Consider the following 22,961-nt stretch of genomic DNA (forward strand, 5'->3'; position numbering starts at 1 on the left):
ATGGAAAAGAAAACGATCGTGTCTATGGGGATCCTCATAGCTGTGACGGCAGCATTCCTATGGATGAATCAGCCATCGGAAACGAAGGTGAACTCGCAGCAGAGCAGTACCACGATACAGAAAAAGCCAACAACGGAGCCATCTCCTCAGTCGGATGTTCCCAATGATGTGGAAGAGGCCTGTAAGAGCGCAGCAGAACGCTTCGTGAGAGTGAAGAGCGAAGGCCGCAGCAGTGATATCTTCCTGGATCGTATCGAACCGGTCAAGGAACTTCTCAGCGATGACTTGTACCAGTCACTGGTACCGGATCTGAGTAAGGATGAGCTTGCGGCCATGCGAAGAGAGAGCAAACGTATCAAAAAAGAAGAAACGACAGAAACACAGGTCATATCGATGGACAGCGCTATCGACAGGATAGCGGATGATGACTTTGAAGTTTATGTCATCTACACTGCACAGACACAGCATGCGGACAGGAACGATACGAGCCGGTATCTGGTCCGGATGCGTGTACAGTGGGTCGATGGGAAAGCGAGGATCTATAAGATGGTAGAAGAGAGCAGCCTGGGAAACGGCTTCTATGAAAAGTAAGAGGAGGATCCGATATGATAGGAAGGAAAGCAGACATCATCCATCGCTTATATGAACTACAGGAAAAGATGGAAGAGAGCGAAGGATATTGGAAAGATGCCCTGGAAAGTGATGCCCTTATGGAAAGTGAGGGATACGAGGAACAACATCAGGTCCTATATCAGGAATATTGGGACATCATGATGAAGGAAGTAGAAGAAAGGTGGCGCAAGTATGTGGAGGGGATCCTTGGTGATGGCCATTTTACAGAAAAGATATATGTGGAAGAATTGGAGATGATCATGGAGGCAGACGGTAAGCTCGTGGATGAATATCAGGGATACATCCTGCGCTCCGGCATGGATCCATTCGGTACGCTGACCTATTGGATCAAATCTCCGGATGGTGAACCGGTAGAAGAAAGTTTCGACTTCGTAAGCGATGCAGATGCGATCATATCGTTTCGTGACATGGTCGATCGAAACGAGTTTTATTGAGATGAGGTGAAGATATGGTACTAGAAGAAATATTGAAACATGATGAGACGTTCCGCTATCAGCTCCTCTCCCGGATGGTGGAGGACTGTAACTATTATCTGGGATATGGCAACCGAAATGCCAAGGACCTTTGGGCCAATGATGAATGGGAGCAGATTGAGATCATGCAGGCCTTGTATGAGAGTTTTCCTCCCGAAAAGAAACCGGAATGGCTCACACCGGACGATATCCTGGGATATGGAGAACGGATGCTTACTCCTCTTGGAGAGATATAGGTGTTAGGAGGAAGGCGGAATGTTATATCAGATATTACCAAGATATGATCATCAGTTCCAGGCAGATACGATGCGGATGTTTTTAAAGACATTGTCCGGAACGAAAAGGCGTCGATCGTTGCGAGATCGTCTATCGAAGCTCTTCGATCCAAACTGTATCCTGGATTATCGTTTCATCATCGATTGCGACGGTAAGGATCAAACGGATGGGATGATCTCTTTCTACTTACAGGTGAGTGATGAAAGAGAGAATGGGCTCGTCCTGAACAGTCTGCAGAACATGTTCCAGGATAAGGCGAACGTATTCGAAGCGGTGAGACCGCTCACGCCGTATACGACAGTACATACCTTGTTTACGGATGATGTGCTGGATCATGCGAAAGATACGAAAAAGAGCCTTGCGACCTTCCGGGATGATCAGATCTTCCTGTTCATCCTGGGGACGATGCGCAACAAGACGAGGATCACGATCGATTTCAGTGTCGAAAAGAATTACAGTGCAACGAAGAGCATGTTACGAGGTGTGAGTACGGATGTCGATGTGCAGGTGATGATCAAGGTATCCGGAAAGACGAGATACCAGAGAAACCAGATCCTGGAGATCACGAATACGATCATCAATCTGACAGCAGGAGAAAAGGAGCTTCGGGCGATCTATCGGGATACTTATAAATTTTCCAAACTGACAGGAAACGAACTGATGAACCTGTTTCAGATCCCGACCTTCTACAATAAGAAGGATCTTGAGATCCTGAAACGGATACACAAACTTGAGATCGGTCAGCGGACATTGAAGGAGGAAGAATTTGCGTCCGGGATCAAATGCGGACATGTCTATCATCCGATGCAGGATCGTGTGGTCTTCCTGAAGCAGCTCCAGCTGCGGAAACATATGGTCATTTCCGGACAGACCGGTTCCGGAAAATCGAGCTTTGCGGAGGAGATGATGCGCGATATCCTGACATCCATCGTGCAGGGGAAAAAGAACATACCGGGATTCACGTTCTTCGATCCTGCAGAGACCAGTGTGCTGGGGGTCATCGATATGATGCTGAAGCTGCAGGCGGATGGTCATGATATCACGAAGCTACGTGAAAAGATCCATTATATCGATTTTGGGTATGAGGATTGTATCTTTCCTATCTCCTTATTGAATAAGGATGTCCCCTCTACCGAGATACTGGACTATTTCCGGATGTTATTCGGTTCCGCAGTCACTGTCCAGGTAGACCGTATGATCACCAGTGCGATCAATACGATCCTACTGGATGAAGATGAGCATACGATCATGGATATCCCAAAGATGTTTCAGGATGAAACGATGCGTGAGCGACTGTATGAGCGACTGAAGGATAATGTATATGCGGATGATGCATGTGCCTTCCTAAAAGGGCGCTTCGATAAACAGCAGGTAGATCCCATCCTGAACCGTACCGATCCTTTCATCAATACGCCGAAGAAGAAGCTCATGTTCGGTATGCATAGTAAGTATGATGGGTTGCGGAAGATTTCAGAGTGGATCGAAAAAGGTGACATCATCTTATTCAATCTGAAAGGTCTCAATGACAATGACCTACGGATCATCGTCGGATATATCTCTTTAAAATATTATCTGATCGGTCTGAAGCGGCCGGATACTTCACGGCTGCATCTGACCTTTATCGATGAATGTCACAAGGTGCAATTCGATATCTACGAGCGCTGGCTGGCGGAGCTGAGGAAAGGCGGTATGGCACTGATCCCGATGACGCAATATCTGGAACAGTTCCAGCAAGGCTTCCTGAAGGCCGTCCTTGGGAATGCCGGTACGAAGGTGACCTTCCGACAGGGGCGTGATGGAGCCGTCCGTATGTCCGCAAACCTTCCCGGCCATCCGGATATCGATGGTCTGCAGGGACTTCCCGATCGGATCGGATATGTATCTACAGAAGATAACCGTATTGCGAAAACGGTACTCGTAGAAGTAGATCCACCATATCGGTATAATGCCGGAAAAGTAGTACCACACAAGGAAGGAGAGAATGTGCAGGCGGAAATGAATACAGAGAAGAACCGTAACGAAGCACGCAGCTTGATGCGGCGTGACTTCCTGTCGAAAGAAGAGGCAGAAAAGATCGTATTCCGTAAAATAAAAAGACGAAAGAAAGGTGATGGAGAATGGGACGGATAAGATTTCTGCTGTATAAGATATCGCAGCTCCTCCCAAAGGGACAACGCCGACCGGTGATCCTGATCTCATCGATTCTTGGGTTGTTCGTCTTCTTTCAGTTCATGACAAGGATCAGTGATTCCTACCTGCTGTTGAGTGTGCAGCAGGTATTCCGGGATACATGGAAAGCATTGCAGGATGAGCAGGTCGGAGGACTTACGATCGTATTCATCTGTGCTATCCTGGGATATGGTGGATATCGATACTACGGTAAGATACAGACGGCCATTACCGTCTGTTATTTAATCATCTTCATCCTTGGGATCTTGCCGTTCATCATGTCGATGTAGGATGAAAAACTATGGTATTTATTATGGTATCTGCTATGGTAAATACTATAACACATACACCATTGATTTTTGTCTTGAAACCCTTTATTTAAAGGCTTATTTAGACTTCAAAATTCTGGACAATTACCTTATTTTACCTTATAAAATAATATAAACTATAACAACCTTATGGGACGCGACTTTATGCCTTAAATCAGAGTCTATATTGGCCTGATTTCATATGCTTATATCTAATGATATAACTATTTATAATATGTGATACTACTGTATAGATATAGTAACTATTACTTTAATATAAACTATTTATTATGATAACTAAAGGAGGTGTCTTTTATGGGAAACAAAAACAAACCAAGGATCTTAGATGATGATATCGACCTGATGATTCGCATAGCAAGGCATGGATTTGTGGATATGGACTATATACAGTTATTTGTTTATAAAGGTAGAAAAACACGGACGATCAAAGAAAGATTAAAACAGTTAGCGCTACATGATTATTTAATTGTAGAACGGACATTCATACCTGCGAACCATACAGCAAGTTTCCGGACCGGATACAAGATCGTTACTTTAGGGAAACGAGGTCTCCAGTACATGGAAGATATGGGATATGAGGCCAAGGACAATACAAAAGCATTTTTAAACTACAGTCCTTATTACATGTATCATCAAGTGCAAGTGGCCACTGTTTGTGACATCTTACAACAGGCATACGAACAAGGTGTATCGAACTGGTATGTGGATGAAATACTTAATGAAAGAGAAGCATATCTGGAAAAGGCTTCCAATCGGCCGGATGCTGTCTTGATATTCAAACACAAGGATAGGACAAAGACATCTGCGGTATTGGTGTATTTAGAGATGGAAAGATCGTATCCAAAGCAGGAACGACTGGAAAGAAAAATCAGAGCGTACAATCGCTTGGTCAACGAGGAGTTATACGCAAACACATTATCTCTGACTGTCATAGATCATCGTGTCTTATTTGTCAGCAAGGTAAGAAATGACCGACAGCTCCTGACCCGTAAGATACAGGAATATAAAGGCAAGATCGATTTTAATCTGTTGGTGGCAGGATATGAAGATGTCACAAAAGATCCTTTGAACGATATATACGAGATGCCTTTACATGTAGAGGAAACATATAAACTCATGGGGCAGCTGCCATGATGAAGGAACTATATGAACGCCGTCGATAAGTATTATAGAACGAAGCATGAACTGCTTCAAGAAGGTTCTTATGCAGTAAAGATATTCTGTGATGCCAGCTTAAAGGATGGTGTCCTCGTCAGCGCGATCTATATCGATGATCATATCCGAATACATACCAAAACTAAATACCTAAAGAATGAAAAGAATATTCAGAAAGGAGAAGCCTATGCGATCAAGATGGCATTGGATCATATAGCTAAACATTTTTATAAAGAAGCCGTCATATATACAGAGATCGATTCTATCATACATACACATCTATTCAGTGTCGTATTAGGGAAGACAAAGATTCAAGAGATTCCTAAGCAGCTCTGCCCTACTGCCCGGATGCATCAAAAACTCTGGTCGCAGTTTCGCTATGTGTACCGGATGAATAAAAGGATCGTACTGCAGAAAATAGATAGCAACAAAAATCTTGCACATGCGATTGCTTGTCAAAAACGTGAAGAATTCTTGCATCCGCAGGTACGACCTGCATGGAAACGTTGGATGATATTCTTATGTAACCGATTGATAGCGCAGCTCAGTAAATAAGTAGATATAAGTAACAAAAGTCACAGTTGAGATAAACATTACATTTTATGTATCTCAACTACGAAATATATGATATAATTTTGTACGAAGATAGATTATTCCACTTCGACTGTGAACCCTTTCCAGTGAATAGTTCGGAGGTGGTCATTTTGAATATTGACTTATATATCAGCTTTCTGATCATACTAGTTATATTGGAAACTGTGAAGCTAATAAAAAAGTGATCGCCCTCTAAACACTAGCACCGTTTAGGGCGATCGCTTTTGAACCAGGAATAATCTATCTTCACTATTGTGGAGGAGATCATCTTCATTTATATTATACACGATATTTAAGAGGATTCAATACAAAAAGCCTAAATAATAAAAACTTAATTACACCTATCAGGTGTTTTTTGTGCTAGATAACGAAGCAGCTATATCGTAATAATCTTTCATTTTATCCGGAAAAGACATATACATAAACAGGAGTCTATCATACAGTGAACAGGCAAAATAACAATACTACACTTTCCCACAATTAAGAGCTATAATGCATATCCGTAAAGGATGTGATCAAAATAGAAGATATGAGGTTGATCCTTGGGAATGCGTACGAGGAGATTAAGAAGCTACCTGATAAAAGTGTGGATCTGATCATCACAGATCCACCTTATGACATCGATACAAAATATACATCTTGTATGAGAAATGATATCGGAAAAAGTTATCATTCTGTGATAAGAGAGCTATCTGCGGATGATCTTACTTCAGGAATAGAGCTATCCATATTGGATGACTTTCTTCGTGTGCTGAAGACAGTTAATATTTATATATGGTGCAATCGCCGACAGATCATCCCCTATCTTGATTTTTTCGTGAAAGAACACGGATGTAATTATGATATCCTGGTGTGGATCAAAACGAACCCGATTCCGGGGTGTGGCAGAAATTATCTAAACGATAAAGAATATTGCTTATATTTTCGGAAATCCGCACGATTACATACTACATACCAAAGAGGTCACACATACTGGATCACACCTACGAATAAAAAAGATAAGACGCTATATGGCCATCCAACTGTAAAACCACAAGCAATCATAGAGGACCTAGTGCTCAACTCTTCTGAAGAAGGTGATGTGATTTTGGATCCTTTCAGTGGTTCCGGTACAACAGGAGCAGCTGCGGTTAAATATCATCGCTCTTTCATAGGGATCGAAAAAGAGAAAAAGTATCTGAATATTTCACAACAGAGGATACATGAAATGAGACTATTCAGTTAATGTACTCCAGCATTATTCCAAAGTCACACTTTCATAGCTTATACATTGACAATGGGATAAAAGCCGGCTATATGCCGGCTTTTAAAATATGATAAACAAATGAAAAACTAATGTGATTAGATGAAGAAACTTCTTGTAGTGAAGTAACACTACAAGAATAGTATGACTATGTAATCACGTATTATTCACTATTTTTTTGATTGTCTTTTCTATTTGAAGCAGGATAATCTGTTTGAAATAGGATAATGCTTATAAAGAAAAGAGCTACCATGAGCAGCTCTTTTCAAGAATTAAGAAATTGAGGTGTGAGTAATAACTATCACTCAATATAATATATGTATGATCACAAAAAAAGTGCAGATAAAATAAAGCACTGGAAATTTGATAAAAAATATATGATAAAACAGCGAACGGACTTTAATTTTGAATACCTCACATAATTTCACATAAAATTATTACAGGTAGATATTGAAAAAATATTTTTCTATGAATATAATATAGTTTCTTATATTCTTATCTGATCTAAGCGTTTATCGACAGAAAGAGATACCAATCATCGATATGATGAGGGCATCTCTTTTTTTCTGTCTCTTTTATCCAAAAGGAGGAACATAAACAAAATGCTAAATGCAGGGATTATTAGAAAGACAGAATTAAAAGGAAATTTCATGATGGGAACAGATAACCAAAATAGAAAAGCCATCGTTGTCATGGAGGATACATTAGAAAAACTAAGCTGCAATCTTATCTGCAAATGAATAATTATCAAACACATAATGTATGTTTTATACAGAAGGAGAATACCTACCCTATATTCTTATTGCGATGATCCACAGCTTCTGCCCGGATGATCTAATCGTTTTACGTGCGGATGAGCTATCGTCGGATCCTGCAACTGTGCAGGACATTCTCGACATATCGTTCCGTATGAAAATAAGAGTCATTTCTATCCTAGATCGCATTACGGTCAAGGCTCAAGGTGCTTATCTACGCAAGATGGAACATATGACTTTCACAAGTGTTGTCAGACAGAGGACCGGCTATTTCTAGAGAGCCGACATTTATGATAAATTAGGTATAGAAAGTAAAGAGATAAAAAAGAAAAAGCGGATCAGCATATATTGTCGTGTATCCACTAGAAAACAGACGCTCGGCTTGGAAAAATAAAGATCGTAAATGGTCATAACTGGAATGAGCTGACTGACGGAGAAAAACGAGGATTTGTCGAACAGTCCTTTCAAGAAACCTTTGAAGTGGACGAGTATATACCCCTGTTGCTTCATAAACGGCACATACTTCACTACCTATTTCTTGTTCAATATAGTCTCGTTGTACATACTGACAGAATCATGAATAATCGTCATTTTAGATATAAGCGCATTCATATACAAGAATAGAGAGAATGACGTTTCTTTTATACTAACTAAAAGGTTTATAAAGCAGTCACATCATTCCTTCTCTTTCGGCTTTATTCTAAATTGTATGCCTACAAAAAGAGAAAGCTAGAAATAATGGATATCTAAATTATCATAGGGATAAGTTACCCCTCTAAATTATCAGAGGGTCAAGACGAAGGTTAGCTCTAAATTAGATAGGGTCAATCTTTTTGTTCATTTATAAAAAAAACTTTCGCTGTATGATGTAATTGTCAAATAACATATCCAACGAAAGGAGTGGTTTTCCACTATGGACATTATAACAGATTTACTCAATCTTCCTCAAGAATCAACTTTAGATGTCTCCTCACGTATTGAGAATGATATTCTCATTATCCAGCTTACCTTAAAGCCATTTCCCTGTAATTGCCCTATTTGTGGTACACCTGCTTCACGCATAAAAGAATACAAAATCAAACGTATTAAGCACTCCGCATTAAATCATAAAAAGTGTGTGATCGAATACCATGCAAGACGTCTTGTCTGTAATCAGTGTGGGAAAACTTTTTATGAGGATAACCCTTTTGTACCTCCTGGTCACTCTTTAAGTAATTTAACTATTATCAATACTTTACAGGAGCTTAAGGAATCTAATGCAACTTTTGCCAGTGTAGCCAGACATAATATCATATCGCCCACAAAAGTACAGGAGATATTTGATCTATATGTACGGATACCCAAAAGCACTTTGCCAGAAATCATCTGTATTGATGAGGTTTATGCAATGAAGGATAACCACAGTAAGTATGTTATAGTGTTTATCGTGATATTGTCCATATAAAATTCAAAAATGCATCTATCGCTGTTGATTCTTTTCATGTAATGAAAAATATCAATGCCGCTTTAGACAAGGTCAGAATTCGCATCATGAAAGGGAAGAAGTCTGATTCTGTTGATTACTATTTACTTAAAAAATTCCATTGGCTGTTACTCGCTGGAGAAGTGAGAGAAAATAAACGTAGATATAATAAGCGATTGCGCAGATATATCAATTATCCCCAGTTGCTTGATCTAATCTTAGATATTTCAAGTGAACTTAAGGAGACGTATTTATTCAAAGACTCCTATGCAGTTTTTAACATGACCAGTGATCACAAGAATGCAGATGAAAAGATTTCAGATTTTATGAATATGAACAAGGACTGTAAAATACCTGAAATGGTTGAAATCCTCCATATGTTGAAAAACTGGCATGACGAAATCATTCATTCTTTTATAGTGGTTGATGGCAGACGTCTATCCAACGGCATTATGGAATCAAGAAACTCCATTGTTAAATTGATCAAGAAAACAGGAAATGGATATGTCAATTTTGCCAGATTCAGAAATCGCTGTATGTACTGTATGAACAAGGATGCGATTCCTAATATGGCTGGTATCGATATACCATTAAAAATGAAGGGGCATAAGCGAGGTAAATATAAAAAATAGTCTTTCTCACAAGATGTTATTTGACACTATAAAAGGCAGTGCATGTTCATACTCTGACATTTCCACTGCCTTTTTGAAACCCTATTATACTTTAGAGCACACCTCAATCATCATAAAAACCAACGTTTATTTAGAGCGTTTTTTTTCAGAACCCTATGTTAATTTAGAGATCCGAAATAATTATACACCCTAGCTCTCTATCATCAAATGTTGAATTTATAGTTGATTCTCTTCCTTATGAAATTTATTCTTTCTACTTCAATTTTATAGTAAGCAGGTTGTTTTTCTTCCTGCTTTTATTGTCACAAGATCAGTATATCACTTAATGAATTGGGGATACTGGTAATACATAAATAGATGATGATTAGGCATGTTACATACCTAATTCTGTCGATTATTACTTACACCTAATTCTTCATATTCCATCTAAGGAACATTACCATGAACCATGACATGGAATGTTGTATTGATCTAACATTTCTTTTATTGATGCGACCACATGTTCATTAGGCATTTGAACAGGTTTTCTTGTAATTCCAGCATGTATACCCATCATATTTAATGTTTGCTTCATAACAGAAGGCGCCACACATTTTTTTAAGACCAATCTCAATGGGTCCATTAAATCCCTTTGTACCTGTGCAGCATCTAGGTTCCCCTTTAGAAATTCTTCATACAATTTTACTTCAATTTCTGGAATGATATTCGATGTTGCCGCTACACTGCCTTTTGAACCGGCAATAAATGATTTCAACATTAATGAATCTGATCCATTTAAAACAATAAAATCTTTTTCCTTAGAAATCTTAATATATTCTAATTGAGTATCAAAGTCTCCACCACTATCTTTAATTCCAATAATATTTTCAATGTCTGCTAAATTATAAGCAGTCTTCGGTTTAATTTTACAACCAGTCTGTCCGGGTATATTGTATAACAAGAACGGAATATCTACATTTTCTGCTATTGTTTTAAAATGAATATATAAATCCTCTTGACTTGGAACTAAATAGTATGGAGTTACCAATGATAGTGCATCAGCACCAGCATCAACTAATTTCTTACTTAATTCAATCGTATGAATAGTACCGCAACTGCCTGCTCCAGCAATGACAGGCACTCTTCCTGCTGCAGCCTCAACAACTGCTTTTGTCAAAGAAACTCTTTCATTATCAGTTAGTAAATGAAATTCTCCATTTGTACCTGCAATAAATAAGCCATTTACTCCTTTCTCAATTAACCAATTTGTCATTTTTTTTGCTGATTCTATGTCTAAATCCTCATTTTCATAAAAAGGAGTAACCATTGCAGTAATTATACCTTTAATCTCCATTTTTTATTCCTCCAATCCTCTTAAAATATTCCCAATTGCTATTTGCATCGTTTTTTGATCTGCTTCTTTGGTAAAACTAGCAGAATGAGGTGTTATATTGTATGTGGGTAAAGTTATCAACTCATCAGAACGTTCTTTTAATTCTATATCCTCTGAAACAAATCCTAAATGTCCAGAAAGTAGATTTTCATAAAGAGCATCTTCATCTATTAGCCCTCCTCTTGCTGTATTTACAATAATTGCTCCAGTTCTCATTTTAGAAATTACATCTTTACTTATGATTTTTTTTGTTGTTTCAAGTAAGGGCAAATGTAGTGAAATAATATCTGCTTTAGAAATCACCTCTTCAAATGTGTTTAACTCAATATAATTTTTTAAACTTTCTTTTTGAACGAAAGGATCATATCCGCATATTCTCATTCCCAATGCATTAGCATATTTTGCTACCTTTTTCCCTATGCTTCCTAACCCAATAATGGCGAGCACTTTTCCTTCAGCCTCACTACCTAGAATTCTTTTTTCTATATGGTTTTTTGAATTTTGACATAACTGATAATATTTTCTCAAACTTGTTAAAATCATCATCATTGTTGTTTCTGCAACAGATACAGAGTTTGCATTCAAAGCTTTACAAACTTTGATATTTTTCTCTTCAGCAAACTTCACATCAATATTATCTAAGCCAACACCATATTTTGAAATTATTTTTAACTTTTTTGCTTTCAAAATCACTTCTCGATCAATCAGATCATTTCCAGTTAAAATTGCATCTACATCACCAACTAAATTTAATAAGTCTGTTTTGGAGTATCTATTTCCAGTATCATTTACAATCACTTCATATCCCAAAGATTTCAAGTAGGTTATTTCATTTTTTCCTTGCTCATAAAAAGGGCGAGGTGTAATTAAAATTTTTCTCATATACCGCTCCTATAAGACACCAAAGAAAGATAAAGCAAGTGAAAGGATCACCACTGTTAAAAGAATTCTTAAATAATGAGGTCCAAATTTTTTAATATAGAAATAAATTGCAAATACTGCAAGAATTGGCAAGAAACAAGGAATGATACTATCTAATGTCTGTTGTATATTAATTGAGTTACCTCCATTCGTAGTAATTATCAATGGTGTTGTTATTTTAACATAAGTTGCAGATAAAGCTCCCATCATGAATAATCCGAACATTCCAAAACCATCAATGATTTTATGTATTTTACCTGACTGTAGAATATTCATTATTGAATCACGGCCTTTTTCATATCCAATATTGATTAAAATTTTACCACAGAAGAACATATATACTACTTGATAAATCAATGGAATGAATGAAGCAAGAACAGAACCACTCATAACGAAAGGAACACAAATACCTATAACAATTGGTCGAAGTGTACCAAAATCTAAAGAGTCACCAATTCCTGCAAGCGGTCCCATCAATCCAGACTTTAAACCAGTAATAAACTCCATACTACTGTTTTTCGTTTGCTCGTCATTTGATAATGCAATTTGTTCCTCTAGAGCAATCGTTATCCCATTAATGACAGCTCCCCAGTTTGCCTGGGTATTATACATGACTAAGTGTCTTTGTAACGCCACAGATAAGTCTTCTTTTTTAGGGTATAACTTTTTCAAAATTCCAATCATTGAATTACAATAAGCTAATGCTTGTAAACGCTCAAAATTCAAAGATGTTTCTGAAAAAGCATGCCATAAGATATATGAACGTATAATATCTTTTTTTGTAACTACCTGATTTGTAATATACTTTTCCATTATTCAAGACCTTCACTTTCTTCTACAATTACATTATTTGTTTTCTTCATTTGCATAAGCATTAGGACTAGGCATGCCCCAAAGATAGATACGCCAATTGTACTGAGACCAGAATAAGCGACAAGGAAAAAGCCTGAAATAAACATAGGGATATACTGTTTCTTACCAATAACAATCATGGTTATTGCAAAACCTAAAGCTGGTAAAATATTTCCTGCAACAGAAAGCCCATTTGTTGCCCAAATTGGAAGTGAATTGACAAATGTTTGTATTGCTTCAGGACCAAATAAACAAGCAATAAATACAGGTAAAAATCTCATAGGAAAAGCTAATAAGATTGGGTATACTGTTGCACATAGCTGAATTCCTTTCACATTTCCTTTAACTGCATAGCGATCTGCCATATGAACAAAACCTGAATTTAAGGTTTTTCTAACATTTTCAAGAACAACTCCTAATAATCCTAAAGGAATAGCCAATGAAATAGCTACTGTTGGGTCAATATTGGAGGTAATAGCGATTGGAATAGCGATACAGGATGCCAGTCCTTCATCTGCTGGTGGATTTCCTCCTGGTGCAATAGAGCCTATGTATATCATCTGTAGTGTAGCTCCAACTTGCAAAGCAGTTTCCATATCATTGAATATTAACCCTATAAACGGTGCAATTGATAATGGCATGCGCATAATAGAAAATCCATACCATACTTTTGCTTGTGAAATCCAATACAATAATCCGATAATCAATGCTTGTAAAATAGTCATTTTAATCTCCCTTCTGCCGCTCTCACTTGCGGCACAAATATCAATCAAGATATAACCAACACTACTATTGTATACAATATTTCTTATTATTACGCATTCTGTTAGCAGTTTCACCTTTACCTAATGTTAGCTGATATACAGGTGCGCATCTTCTTTACAGATGGGAATATTTTAAATGTTTTCCTATCATAATTTTAGCCTAATTTTCTTTTTTTGTTCTAACCTCCTAAATATATATTCACATTAAAATGCAAACTATACTTGATTTAGTTTAGAAAATTAACAAAGAATATATTTTTTTAGATTTTAATATCAATTTAATTTTTTTAAAATTTTATCCAATTCCTCTATCTCTTCCCCTGGAATCGTTTGAAAATATATTCTTACTCCTGTTTCTGCAATACCCTTTAATTTTTCTCCATCCGATGTACTCATATATATCCCATAATGAACATTTTTTCTATCATCCTTCTGCTCATACCCTCCCAATTGAAGACTATTTAATCGCAATCCATCTCCAATTGCAGCTATTGCCATCTCAATGGATTTAAATAAAAGAAAAATTCTCCCTTTCACCGTTTTATTAGGCAGCCATAAATTTTTTGCTTGTGCCACGGACACAATATCTACTTGAATCCCTGTGGGGGCGGCCATTTTATAAATCTGTCCCATAAATTTATCTTTCGATAAATTATCATCAATTATAATAATCCGATCCGCTCCACACTGCTTTAACCATTTTGTAATCACTTGACCATGAATCAAACGATAATCAATTCGTGCATGTACAATCTGCGCTGTCATTTTTTCTCCTCCTCTTGTATATATTGATATCCTTTGCAGGATTCTTTACCTGCTAAAACTGCAGCTTGCTGCAATTCCTCCAATGAGATTTGCATATTTGCCTCTCTTTTGATAAGTACTTCAATTAACATTCCCATATTAATACCACTCACACACCTAGCATGATAATTGCCAGTTAATGCAAATCCTACATTCGACGGTGTTCCTCCGTATAAATCGACTAAAAATAAAGTTGGACCTGGATTGTTTCGAATTGCTACTTTTACCTTATTCATTAATTCCTCCATAGACATGCCGGGTAATAATGAGAAACATTGGATATCTTGCTGTTCTCCTATAAGCATCTTTGCACTCTCATATAAAGCTTCTCCTGCTTGACCATGGGTCATAATTATAATTTTTACTGCCATCATTTACTCCTTTCTAATTACATATTCATTATATGAAAACGCTTAACTTATTTAAATGGGCATAGAATCCAAAATTTTCATCTTTTTTTTGGATATATAGTACAGACTTTTGTAACATCGTTTTTTTCACTTGATATAAAACACTAATTGTTTTATGATAGTCACATGATAAATAAGGATATAGTAGAGGAATTTATAAATACATTAAGTGAGATTCCAGATTATCAAGTTTTTATTTACAATCATAAAGGCGTTTTGATTGGCAATACTTTGAAGAACACAGAAAGACGATTGTCCTCTGAGATATTGGCATTTTTATATAGTAATACTCCTACGACGGCTATCAAAGAAAATGGACATAATAGTGTTCTATCAAAAATATATAAAAACAGCAAACTAGCGGGATGCATTGAAGTTTCTGGAAAAGATGATGCTCTTTTTCCTATTGCTTTAGCCTTGAAAATGAGTATTGAAATCCGTTTAAAATATGATCAAATTCAAATTGAAGAAGAGCAGATATTAAATATCAATGAGAAGCTTTTTGATGTATTACTTAATGATGTCAATAACATACAAAAAATTAAAAATTTATATGAACAAAGCCAACGTTCGATCAATATACCTCGCCGAATGTTTATATTAATTCCTGTACAGCCTAACATTAAAAATTTAAGAAATATGGATTTTTTTTATGATTCATCTGAAGATATTACGATTTTAAAAGATGACTGTGTAATTATTCTTAAGGATATGACTAAAGCAAAAGATAGTGAAAACGAGTATTCTAAAGAATTTATAAAACATATTTATGATATAACTTCTTTTGAAGGAACTATTCTTATTGGCTATACCTCTAAAACATATGATACCATTAAAGAATCTTTTAAAAACTTAACTTGGTTACGAGATTATATACACACTCATAAGATAAAAAGTGGATTTATATTCTTCAAGGATTATATTGATGATTATTTTTTATCCAATTTTCCATTTGAAATATTGGATAATATTTTTAGAAACTATATATATGAAGATGATGAAAAAATTTTTGAATTCATTGAGACAACAAATGCATTAATACATAATAATTTTAATATTGTGCGATCAAGTAAAGAATTATATATTCATAAAAACACATTAATGTATCGTTTAGAAAAGATAAAAAAAGAATTCGATTTAAATCCAAGTATTTCTGAAGCAGATCGAAGTTTTCTTAAATATCTTAATTATTACATGAAATATATTATGCAAATGAGGAGAGAAAATGTATGAAAGAGATTAAACTTGTTCGAATTGATGATAGACTTTTACATACACAGATAATTTTATTTTGGTTAAAAAAATTTAACATCAATACTATTTATATTATAAATAATCAGTTAGCAAAAAATAAATACTTGTGTCAAATATATCAACTTTCTACACCTCCACATATTAGTTTGAAAATCTTTTCGATTGAACAAGCTGTTGCATACGTAAACAATCAAAAGAATCATAGGTCCTCCTTAAGAATTATGGTTCTTATAAAGAATCTAACAAATTTAGTTACTTTACATAAAGCTGGATTCCTAATAGACACAGTCCAAATTGGAGGAGGTATTCTAGAAAATGTCAAAAGTAAACGTCAAGTTACCAATTATATACTCACCAAATACCATGACGAGATTTCCTATTTGATTAGTTCTAATATAAACATATACTGTCAAAATGCAACTGATAGTGAAAAAATATATATACATACAAACCACAAATAGCTTTTTATGTTACTATTACCCGATAGAATAAAACGCTGAAACACAATATGTGGTCATAAATGAACACATAGCTTTCTTTATTATCACAGCAGAAGGAAAGGACCTTGTTCTTTTTGTGCTAGATAACGAAGTAGCTATATCGTAATAATCTTCCATTTTATCCGAGAATGACATATACATAATCAGGAGTCTATCATACAGTAAACAGGCGAAATAACAATACTGCACTTTCTGACAGATAAGAGCTATAATGCATATCCGTAAAGGAAGTGATCGAAATGGAAGATATGAGATTGATCTTGGGGAATACCTACGAGGAGATTAAGAAGCTACCTGATAAAAGTGTGGATCTGATCATCACAGATCCACCTTATGACATCGATGCAAAATATACATCTTGTATGAGAAATGATATCGGAAAAAGTTATCATTCTGTGATAAAAGAGCTATCTGCGGATGATCTTACTTCAGGAATAGAGATATCCATATTGGATGACTTTCTTCGGGTGCTGAAGACAATTAATGTTTATATATGGTGCAATCGCCGACAGATCATCCCCTATCTTGATTTCTTCGTGAAAGAGCACGGTTGTACTTATGATATCTTAGTATGGATCAAAACGAACCCGATTCCGGGGTGTGGTAGAAATCATCTAACGATAAAGAGTATTGTTTGTATTTTCGGAAATTCGCACAATTACATACTACATATCAAAGAGGTCACACATACTGGATCATACCTATGAATAAAAAAGATAAGATGTTATATGGTCATCCAACAGTGAAGCCACAAGCGATCATAGAGGATCTAGTGCTCAATTCTTCTGAAGAAGGAGATGTGATCTTTGATCCTTTCAGTGGTTCCGGTACGACAGGAGCAGCTGCTCTTAAGCACAGAAGAAAGTTTATCGGTTTTGAAAACAATCCTAAACACTTCGATACATCTATTAGAAGAATAGATTCTATGCGGTTACTTTGTTAAAATAGAAGGACACCTGTATAATATTGATTAAATCTGAAAAAAACGATAGCAACATTTCTCTCATACCGATTGATGAAGTCATGTTCCATATGCTATACTAATCTTACAAGGAGTGATATTATGGATAGACCTAGTAGGATAACGATCGATGGGATCGAATACAATTTATTAACTGATGAGGAACTGGGAGAACTAGTCTTTATAGAGAAACTTGAAGCACAGGTGGATGATATCCAAGCTGGAAGGATAAAAAGTATACCCTTAGAAGAATTGAGAAATAGATATGACGAAAAGATACGCAATAAAGGTCTCTAATCTATTTGAAAGAAAGCTTGATGATTTGAGTGATTATTTTGAAGAGACTGATTATAGATATTTCAACTATATCTATAACCTGATCTTAGATAAATTTGATTTAATATCTGAGAATCCGTTGATGTATCCTGCTTTGTCAAAAAAATTAAGAAAGATCGTCATTCCTGAAATCAAGTATAATATCTACTATAATATCTATGAAGATGAAAAGATAATATACGTTGTTAATATGTTTTCGTTCAAGGAAGAACAAACTGAGAAAATCATCCGAAGAGGCTTATAAAAGCCTCTTTAATTCGTATTTTTCACATGATTTCACATAAAATTATTATAGGTAAATATTGAAAACATGCTTTTTTATGCATATAATATAGTTGCTTATATTCTAATCTAATTTAAGCGCTTAACGTCAGAAGGAGATACCCATCATTTATACAATGAGGGTATTTCTTTTTTTCTCTGTCTCTTTTATCCAAAAAAGGAGGAACATAAACAACATGTTAAATGCAGGGATTATTAGAAAGACAGAAATTCAAAAAAATTACATGATAGCAAGAGACAACCAAAACAGAAAGGCTATCGTTGTCATGGAGAATACAATAAAAAAAAACCAGACTACAATGCTATCTGCAAATAAATGATTACCAAGAACATAACGTACGTTACGTACAGAAAGGAAATAACTACCCTACCGCGCTTATTGCGATGATTCACAATTTCCAACCAGAAGATTTGATCGTATTACAAGCTGATGAGTTATCATGTGATCCTACAACTGTACAAAATATTCTGGATCTGTCATTTCATATGAAAATAAGAGTCATCTCCATTCTAGATCGCATTACGATCAAGGCTCAAGGCGCTTATCTACGTAAGATGGAGCATATGACTTTCACAAGTGTCGTCAGACAGAAAACCGGCAATTTCTGGAGAGCGGATATTTATGATAAATTAAGTATAGAAAGTAAAGAGGTAAAAAAGAAAAAGCGGATCGGTATATATTGTCGCGTATCCACTAGAGAACAGACGCTCGGCTACTCCATAGATAATCAAAAAAATAAATGCCGGGACTATATGAATCTATTTAATGATGACTATGTTGAACCGGTTTTCTATATAGATGAAGGTCATTCTGCTTCAACACTTGAGCGTCCTAGCATCAAACAAATGCTGCAGGATGTCAGAAATCATCAGCTCAATGAAATCATCATTTACAAGCTTGATCGCTTAACCAGGAATGTAATTGATACATATGAACTCCTGAGTATGTTTACAGAAAACGATGTAAATCTTGTAGCAGTCATGGATAATCTGGATATCACTACTGCGAATGGGATGCTAGTGGTCGGTATCTTGGCTATTTTTGCTCAATGGGAAAGAGAAACGATCATCGAGAGAACGAATGACGGTCTTTTGCAGATGGCAATGGAAGGAAAATATCCGAAAAGCGGAGTTCTTCTTGGTTATACTAAGGATAAAGATAAATATCTATCCATTGATGAAGAAACTGCCCCGATTATCAGAAGTATATTCATGTATGCAAGAGCTGGTTATCCACTATCCGATATACGAATAAAGATCAAGGAAATATACGATTACAAATTACGCACGGATCGAATAAAAAGAATTATTTTTGAAAATGGATATTATGGTGAATTTACCTATAAAGACTATGTCTTCCCCGATGTGATGCAAGCAATCGTTAGTAAAGAAGAAGCAATGGAAGCTAAAAAAGTAGTTGGGAAAAGAAGCGTTGCATATGGTAAAGAACAGAACAAATTCTATTTTAGAAATAAAATAACATGTAATAACTGCGGGGGATTGTTAGGTGGTATTCCAACGTATAAAAGTAATAAAAAATATTATTACTATTATTGTAAAAAGTGTAATCAGAGGATCAATCAGGATGTGATCAGTCATCAGATAATACATGATATGATCACATATACAGATAAGACGGATTATAAAAATGAAGCAGAGGTTATTCTACTAAGCATCAATAGGCTGCAGCGTAAGCTTAAAACAGTCTCCAAACAGTATGCAGAAGATTTCATATCGGATGAAGCATATGATACTGTCGTAAGATCTATCAATTTAAAATTGAATAAAGAGAAAGCAAGGTTTGGGAGAATAAAAATAATAAATGGTCATAATTGGAATGAGCTATCTGATGATGAAAAACGAGGATTTGTCGAACAGACTATTTTAACAATGCGTGTTGATTTAAATAAAAAAGAAATCATTAAAATCGAATATCATGAGAATGATAGCAAGAAAAAGTGACTTTTTTTGAAAAAGGTATGGTAAATTGACACGAATCATGGTATAGTATTCCTGACGATAAGCCAAGAATTAGAAAAGAGTATAGGAAGATACAAAAGAGGCAGAAATATAAATAATACTAGGAATGGTTCGTGTATGTAACGCACGTGGCACCATTTAAACCATACCTCATACATGAATTTGTGTGAGTTTTTATTTGTTGCATATAAAAGGCACACTCTGTATGGATGATTAAGAACCATCTTTTGCGTAGTGTGCTTTTTTATGTGCTTGCGTACGGGTTGGGATAATACATGATTTCTATTCTTTACTTTTTTAAACATACAAAACGAGCCTTATGATGTTACTTTGACCCTGGGAAATAAGAGTCACAATATCCCGTCGCAATTACTGTATGTTTGTTTTCAAAAGCGGAAATATATATCACCCATATTATTATACAAAATCCTTCTTTATTTATCTATCTTTGCTTTTTGTCTTTCGGAATGTCCTTGGACATTTTTCTTCCATGTACACCGCGGATACATCATGGTCATCAACGGTATGAAAAGCGGTTTTTTGTTTGAAATAGATGTTTTCCCTACCTTTTCTGTACAGAATATATTATAATAAAAAGCAGTGTTAGCGGGTGCCTTCGTGCACATGACACATAAAGGAAAGGTGACGTTATGGTTGATTTCATCGCAACACCATTTGCGTTTGGTGATATAGAAAAATTAAAGACGGCAGGTGCGCAGAGTGTACTGATTGCGGTACCGTTTTTCTCGGCGAGAGGAGCTGCCTGTTTTCCAATAGAGGAGCTGCCGGATATCAAAGCGGAATGTGTCCGTTGTCAAATCAGCATGTATGTTCTGGTCAACCGCATTTTTGTGGAGGAAGAGCTGGAGAGGCTGCGTGACTTTCTGAAGCTTTTGAAGGAGCTGGATGTGGAAGGCATCTATTACGGGGACGAGGGTGTTCTTTATGAGGCAGCGCGTCTTGATATGAAGGACCGGCTTATTTACAACCCGGACACCCTGATTACCAATGCCATGGATATGCAGTATTATCTGGATGAGGGAATCCGCATGGCAACCATATCCAAGGAAATCACCCTGCAGGAAATGTGCACAGTGGCACGGGATGTACAGGGGGAATGTGAAGTCGTTCTGCATGGCAGATTGAATATGATGCATTCCAAGCGGAAGCTGCTGAGTGCCTATATGGAGTTTCTGGGGAAAGAGGAAGCGGTAACGGACAATCATCAGCTGTATCTGATGGAGGAAACACGGGATGATCATATGCCGATTGTTGAGGATGCGCTTGGAACCCATGTGTTTACCGGATTTACACTTGTCTCCTTTGAAGAAATACGGGAGCTGTATGAAGCGGGTGTACGGCATTTTCGCATTGACGGTATCTTCCATGATATCGAGTATGTATGTGAAGCGCTTCGTCTGTATCAGGATGTGTTAAAGGGCGTGCGGGACGGCCGTCAGACCTATCAGGAATATGAAAAGAAATACAAAGAGGATCATGTGAGTCATGGCTTCTATTATACGAAAACAAGCAAGGTAAAGTAGGTGAGAGCTTGAAGAAGATAGAATTGCTCGCTCCGGCAGGTGATCTGGAGCGTTTGAAAATCGCGGTATTGTACGGTGCGGATGCCGTATATCTGGGAGGCAAGCAGTTTTCCCTGCGCTCCCGTGCCAGTAATTTCGGATTAAAGGAGATTGCAGAGGGGGTTGCTTTTGCGAAGGAGCATGGCGCCCATGTGCATGTGACTGTGAACATGCTGCCCCATGAAGAGGATTTACACGGCTTAAAGGAATATCTGATGGAGCTGGAGCGAATCGGTGTAACGGCGATCATCGCTGCCTCTCCCGGCATCATGATGTGTGCCAAAAAATGGGCACCGAAGCTGGAGGTTCATGTTAGCACCCAGCATTCCTCCACCAATTCCAGCGCCGCAAATTACTGGCAGGAGAAAGGCATGGATCGTGTCGTTCTCGGCCGTGAGGTTACGCTGGAGGAAATCAAAGCAAGTGCTGCTCATACGCAGGTACCTTTGGAGGTCTTCATCCATGGCGGTATGTGTATCTCCTATTCAGGACGCTGTGTACTCAGCAACAATATGACGGGCCGTGATGCCAATCGCGGTGGGTGTGCGCAGAGCTGCCGTTGGAAATATCGTCTGTATGAGGGAGATCGTGCACTGCATGATGAACAGGATCTGTTTTCCATGTCCAGCAAGGATCTGATGGCTGCCAAATATATTCCGGATTTGATTACGGCGGGTATCGCCAGTCTGAAAATCGAAGGACGTATGAAAAGCGCGTATTACATCGCCACCCTGATCAAAACCTACCGCATGCTGATTGATGAAATTTATGCGGAAGGCGGAAGACTGAGTGACAAACGGATGGAATGGTATTATAATGAACTGGCAAAGGCGGAAAACCGACCCACCGGGTGCGGCTTCTATGAGGGTATGCCGAGCTTTCACGGGCATTTGTACGGTGTCAACGGAGCCGGTGTGACACAGGAATTTATCGCCTATGTTCTGGATTATGAGGAAGAAAGCGGCATGGCAACGCTGGAGGTGCGCAATAACTTTCGCGGACATATCGCTGCGGAGGTTTTTGGACCGACGATATCCGCCACACGTTTTGAGCTGCAGGAGCTCTATGATATGGATGGAAATCTCTTGGACGTTGCCAAAACACCAATGCAGAAAATCAGAACCCATGTACCCCTGCGTCTGGAAAAGGACGCCATGATTCGCAAGGTTGTGACAAGGAATCGCTCCGGTATATACTGAACGGTGTGTGGATATGTGGGTA

26 protein-coding genes are annotated in these 22,961 nt (G+C 37.1%); 20 read left to right on the forward strand and 6 right to left on the reverse strand.

Going from position 1 to position 22,961, the window contains the following annotated elements; all coding sequences use genetic code 11:
• The 10 genes from ACESPQ_RS06325 (at position 1) to ACESPQ_RS06370 (ending at position 9,721) form a co-directional block, all read left to right on the forward strand.
• Positions 1 to 591 (forward strand): hypothetical protein, encoded by a 591-nt coding sequence (locus ACESPQ_RS06325; protein WP_373144103.1) that lies wholly within the window; start codon positions 1 to 3, stop codon positions 589 to 591.
• A gap of 14 nt (positions 592 to 605) precedes the next feature.
• Positions 606 to 1,067: a hypothetical protein gene (locus ACESPQ_RS06330; protein WP_373144104.1), complete on the forward strand. Its 462-nt coding sequence runs from the start codon at positions 606 to 608 to the stop codon at positions 1,065 to 1,067.
• Between the two features lie 14 nt (positions 1,068 to 1,081).
• The gene (locus ACESPQ_RS06335) at positions 1,082 to 1,342 is read left to right on the forward strand and encodes an LPD11 domain-containing protein (RefSeq protein WP_009270415.1); all 261 of its coding nucleotides are present in this window, start codon (positions 1,082 to 1,084) and stop codon (positions 1,340 to 1,342) included.
• A gap of 19 nt (positions 1,343 to 1,361) precedes the next feature.
• Positions 1,362 to 3,512 carry a hypothetical protein gene (locus ACESPQ_RS06340; RefSeq protein WP_373144105.1) on the forward strand — a complete coding sequence of 717 codons (2,151 nt, stop codon included), beginning with the start codon at positions 1,362 to 1,364 and terminating at the stop codon, positions 3,510 to 3,512.
• On the forward strand, positions 3,500 to 3,841 hold the full coding sequence (locus ACESPQ_RS06345; RefSeq protein ID WP_373144106.1) for a hypothetical protein: 342 nt from the start codon (positions 3,500 to 3,502) through the stop codon (positions 3,839 to 3,841). The genes ACESPQ_RS06340 and ACESPQ_RS06345 overlap by 13 nt, the downstream gene beginning before the upstream one ends.
• Positions 3,842 to 4,174: 333 nt before the next feature.
• Positions 4,175 to 5,014: a replication-relaxation family protein gene (locus ACESPQ_RS06350; protein ID WP_002609124.1), complete on the forward strand. Its 840-nt coding sequence runs from the start codon at positions 4,175 to 4,177 to the stop codon at positions 5,012 to 5,014.
• Between the two features lie 12 nt (positions 5,015 to 5,026).
• Positions 5,027 to 5,590 (forward strand): hypothetical protein, encoded by a 564-nt coding sequence (locus ACESPQ_RS06355; RefSeq protein WP_373144107.1) that lies wholly within the window; start codon positions 5,027 to 5,029, stop codon positions 5,588 to 5,590.
• A gap of 574 nt (positions 5,591 to 6,164) precedes the next feature.
• Complete coding sequence (locus ACESPQ_RS06360; protein ID WP_373144108.1) at positions 6,165 to 6,854, forward strand: DNA-methyltransferase; 690 nt, start codon at positions 6,165 to 6,167, stop codon at positions 6,852 to 6,854.
• A 1,686-nt stretch (positions 6,855 to 8,540) separates the two neighbouring features.
• On the forward strand, positions 8,541 to 9,071 hold the full coding sequence (locus tag ACESPQ_RS06365) for a hypothetical protein (RefSeq protein WP_373144109.1): 531 nt from the start codon (positions 8,541 to 8,543) through the stop codon (positions 9,069 to 9,071).
• 17 nt (positions 9,072 to 9,088) lie between these two features.
• Positions 9,089 to 9,721 carry a transposase gene (locus ACESPQ_RS06370; protein ID WP_373144122.1) on the forward strand — a complete coding sequence of 211 codons (633 nt, stop codon included), beginning with the start codon at positions 9,089 to 9,091 and terminating at the stop codon, positions 9,719 to 9,721.
• Positions 9,722 to 10,157: 436 nt separating this feature from the next.
• Here the strand turns inward: ACESPQ_RS06370 and dapA are convergent, their stop codons facing one another.
• The 6 genes from dapA to ACESPQ_RS06400 all read right to left on the reverse strand — a co-directional run bounded on the left by dapA (position 10,158) and on the right by ACESPQ_RS06400 (position 14,805).
• Positions 10,158 to 11,054 carry a 4-hydroxy-tetrahydrodipicolinate synthase gene (gene dapA / locus ACESPQ_RS06375; RefSeq protein ID WP_117444985.1) on the reverse strand — a complete coding sequence of 299 codons (897 nt, stop codon included), beginning with the start codon at positions 11,052 to 11,054 and terminating at the stop codon, positions 10,158 to 10,160.
• A 3-nt stretch (positions 11,055 to 11,057) separates the two neighbouring features.
• Positions 11,058 to 11,975 (reverse strand): phosphoglycerate dehydrogenase, encoded by a 918-nt coding sequence (locus ACESPQ_RS06380; protein WP_117444986.1) that lies wholly within the window; start codon positions 11,973 to 11,975, stop codon positions 11,058 to 11,060.
• 9 nt (positions 11,976 to 11,984) lie between these two features.
• Complete coding sequence (locus tag ACESPQ_RS06385; RefSeq protein WP_117444987.1) at positions 11,985 to 12,827, reverse strand: PTS system mannose/fructose/sorbose family transporter subunit IID; 843 nt, start codon at positions 12,825 to 12,827, stop codon at positions 11,985 to 11,987.
• Complete coding sequence (locus ACESPQ_RS06390) at positions 12,827 to 13,591, reverse strand: PTS mannose/fructose/sorbose/N-acetylgalactosamine transporter subunit IIC (RefSeq protein ID WP_117444988.1); 765 nt, start codon at positions 13,589 to 13,591, stop codon at positions 12,827 to 12,829. Before ACESPQ_RS06390 ends, ACESPQ_RS06385 begins: the two co-directional genes overlap by 1 nt.
• Positions 13,592 to 13,903: 312 nt before the next feature.
• Positions 13,904 to 14,395, reverse strand: coding sequence for a PTS system mannose/fructose/N-acetylgalactosamine-transporter subunit IIB (locus ACESPQ_RS06395; protein WP_373144110.1), 492 nt, complete (start codon positions 14,393 to 14,395; stop codon positions 13,904 to 13,906).
• On the reverse strand, positions 14,392 to 14,805 hold the full coding sequence (locus ACESPQ_RS06400; RefSeq protein WP_181968935.1) for a PTS sugar transporter subunit IIA: 414 nt from the start codon (positions 14,803 to 14,805) through the stop codon (positions 14,392 to 14,394). Before ACESPQ_RS06400 ends, ACESPQ_RS06395 begins: the two co-directional genes overlap by 4 nt.
• A gap of 165 nt (positions 14,806 to 14,970) precedes the next feature.
• On the opposite strand from ACESPQ_RS06400, the gene ACESPQ_RS06405 reads away from it, so the two are divergent.
• The 10 genes from ACESPQ_RS06405 to ACESPQ_RS06450 all read left to right on the forward strand — a co-directional run bounded on the left by ACESPQ_RS06405 (position 14,971) and on the right by ACESPQ_RS06450 (position 22,939).
• The gene (locus ACESPQ_RS06405) at positions 14,971 to 16,077 is read left to right on the forward strand and encodes a PucR family transcriptional regulator (RefSeq protein ID WP_373144111.1); all 1,107 of its coding nucleotides are present in this window, start codon (positions 14,971 to 14,973) and stop codon (positions 16,075 to 16,077) included.
• Positions 16,074 to 16,559 carry a PTS sugar transporter subunit IIB gene (locus ACESPQ_RS06410; protein WP_373144112.1) on the forward strand — a complete coding sequence of 162 codons (486 nt, stop codon included), beginning with the start codon at positions 16,074 to 16,076 and terminating at the stop codon, positions 16,557 to 16,559. Before ACESPQ_RS06405 ends, ACESPQ_RS06410 begins: the two co-directional genes overlap by 4 nt.
• Before the next feature lie 278 nt (positions 16,560 to 16,837).
• Complete coding sequence (locus ACESPQ_RS06415) at positions 16,838 to 17,305, forward strand: hypothetical protein (RefSeq protein WP_373144113.1); 468 nt, start codon at positions 16,838 to 16,840, stop codon at positions 17,303 to 17,305.
• Positions 17,302 to 17,541 (forward strand): DNA methyltransferase, encoded by a 240-nt coding sequence (locus ACESPQ_RS06420; protein WP_373144114.1) that lies wholly within the window; start codon positions 17,302 to 17,304, stop codon positions 17,539 to 17,541. The genes ACESPQ_RS06415 and ACESPQ_RS06420 overlap by 4 nt, the downstream gene beginning before the upstream one ends.
• A 120-nt stretch (positions 17,542 to 17,661) precedes the next feature.
• Entirely contained in the window at positions 17,662 to 17,856 is a 195-nt protein-coding gene (locus tag ACESPQ_RS06425) for a hypothetical protein (RefSeq protein ID WP_036745383.1), read from the forward strand.
• Complete coding sequence (locus tag ACESPQ_RS06430; RefSeq protein WP_021421008.1) at positions 17,825 to 18,139, forward strand: type II toxin-antitoxin system RelE/ParE family toxin; 315 nt, start codon at positions 17,825 to 17,827, stop codon at positions 18,137 to 18,139. Before ACESPQ_RS06425 ends, ACESPQ_RS06430 begins: the two co-directional genes overlap by 32 nt.
• A gap of 214 nt (positions 18,140 to 18,353) precedes the next feature.
• Positions 18,354 to 18,497, forward strand: a complete 144-nt coding sequence (locus ACESPQ_RS06435; protein ID WP_021421009.1) for a hypothetical protein — start codon at positions 18,354 to 18,356, stop codon at positions 18,495 to 18,497.
• A 166-nt stretch (positions 18,498 to 18,663) separates the two neighbouring features.
• A complete protein-coding gene (locus ACESPQ_RS06440) occupies positions 18,664 to 20,139 on the forward strand; it encodes a recombinase family protein (protein ID WP_373144115.1) in 1,476 nt (491 codons plus the stop codon).
• 668 nt (positions 20,140 to 20,807) lie between these two features.
• The gene (locus ACESPQ_RS06445; protein WP_002608335.1) at positions 20,808 to 21,701 is read left to right on the forward strand and encodes a peptidase U32 family protein; all 894 of its coding nucleotides are present in this window, start codon (positions 20,808 to 20,810) and stop codon (positions 21,699 to 21,701) included.
• A gap of 8 nt (positions 21,702 to 21,709) precedes the next feature.
• The gene (locus ACESPQ_RS06450) at positions 21,710 to 22,939 is read left to right on the forward strand and encodes a peptidase U32 family protein (protein ID WP_002608336.1); all 1,230 of its coding nucleotides are present in this window, start codon (positions 21,710 to 21,712) and stop codon (positions 22,937 to 22,939) included.
• The last annotated feature ends 22 nt before the right edge of the window (positions 22,940 to 22,961 follow it).

Source organism: Clostridium sp. HGF2 (genome assembly GCF_964240115.1).
Lineage (GTDB): Bacteria > Bacillota_I > Bacilli_A > Erysipelotrichales > Erysipelotrichaceae > Clostridium_AQ > Clostridium_AQ innocuum.

Coding starts and splice junctions, on each gene's coding strand:
- ACESPQ_RS06445 (WP_002608335.1), top strand. CDS start 20,808: ATGGTTGATTTCATCGCAACACCATTTGCGTTTGGTGATATAGAAAAA.
- ACESPQ_RS06330 (WP_373144104.1), top strand. CDS start 606: ATGATAGGAAGGAAAGCAGACATCATCCATCGCTTATATGAACTACAG.
- ACESPQ_RS06355 (WP_373144107.1), top strand. CDS start 5,027: ATGAACGCCGTCGATAAGTATTATAGAACGAAGCATGAACTGCTTCAA.
- ACESPQ_RS06380 (WP_117444986.1), bottom strand. CDS start 11,975: ATGAGAAAAATTTTAATTACACCTCGCCCTTTTTATGAGCAAGGAAAA.
- ACESPQ_RS06400 (WP_181968935.1), bottom strand. CDS start 14,805: ATGGCAGTAAAAATTATAATTATGACCCATGGTCAAGCAGGAGAAGCT.
- ACESPQ_RS06345 (WP_373144106.1), top strand. CDS start 3,500: ATGGGACGGATAAGATTTCTGCTGTATAAGATATCGCAGCTCCTCCCA.
- ACESPQ_RS06325 (WP_373144103.1), top strand. CDS start 1: ATGGAAAAGAAAACGATCGTGTCTATGGGGATCCTCATAGCTGTGACG.
- ACESPQ_RS06415 (WP_373144113.1), top strand. CDS start 16,838: ATGGAAGATATGAGATTGATCTTGGGGAATACCTACGAGGAGATTAAG.
- ACESPQ_RS06430 (WP_021421008.1), top strand. CDS start 17,825: ATGACGAAAAGATACGCAATAAAGGTCTCTAATCTATTTGAAAGAAAG.
- ACESPQ_RS06390 (WP_117444988.1), bottom strand. CDS start 13,591: ATGACTATTTTACAAGCATTGATTATCGGATTATTGTATTGGATTTCA.
- ACESPQ_RS06335 (WP_009270415.1), top strand. CDS start 1,082: ATGGTACTAGAAGAAATATTGAAACATGATGAGACGTTCCGCTATCAG.
- ACESPQ_RS06350 (WP_002609124.1), top strand. CDS start 4,175: ATGGGAAACAAAAACAAACCAAGGATCTTAGATGATGATATCGACCTG.
- ACESPQ_RS06395 (WP_373144110.1), bottom strand. CDS start 14,395: ATGACAGCGCAGATTGTACATGCACGAATTGATTATCGTTTGATTCAT.
- ACESPQ_RS06340 (WP_373144105.1), top strand. CDS start 1,362: ATGTTATATCAGATATTACCAAGATATGATCATCAGTTCCAGGCAGAT.
- ACESPQ_RS06420 (WP_373144114.1), top strand. CDS start 17,302: ATGAATAAAAAAGATAAGATGTTATATGGTCATCCAACAGTGAAGCCA.
- ACESPQ_RS06435 (WP_021421009.1), top strand. CDS start 18,354: ATGTTAAATGCAGGGATTATTAGAAAGACAGAAATTCAAAAAAATTAC.
- ACESPQ_RS06365 (WP_373144109.1), top strand. CDS start 8,541: ATGGACATTATAACAGATTTACTCAATCTTCCTCAAGAATCAACTTTA.
- ACESPQ_RS06410 (WP_373144112.1), top strand. CDS start 16,074: ATGAAAGAGATTAAACTTGTTCGAATTGATGATAGACTTTTACATACA.
- ACESPQ_RS06440 (WP_373144115.1), top strand. CDS start 18,664: ATGAAAATAAGAGTCATCTCCATTCTAGATCGCATTACGATCAAGGCT.
- ACESPQ_RS06385 (WP_117444987.1), bottom strand. CDS start 12,827: ATGGAAAAGTATATTACAAATCAGGTAGTTACAAAAAAAGATATTATA.
- dapA (WP_117444985.1), bottom strand. CDS start 11,054: ATGGAGATTAAAGGTATAATTACTGCAATGGTTACTCCTTTTTATGAA.
- ACESPQ_RS06425 (WP_036745383.1), top strand. CDS start 17,662: ATGGATAGACCTAGTAGGATAACGATCGATGGGATCGAATACAATTTA.
- ACESPQ_RS06405 (WP_373144111.1), top strand. CDS start 14,971: ATGATAAATAAGGATATAGTAGAGGAATTTATAAATACATTAAGTGAG.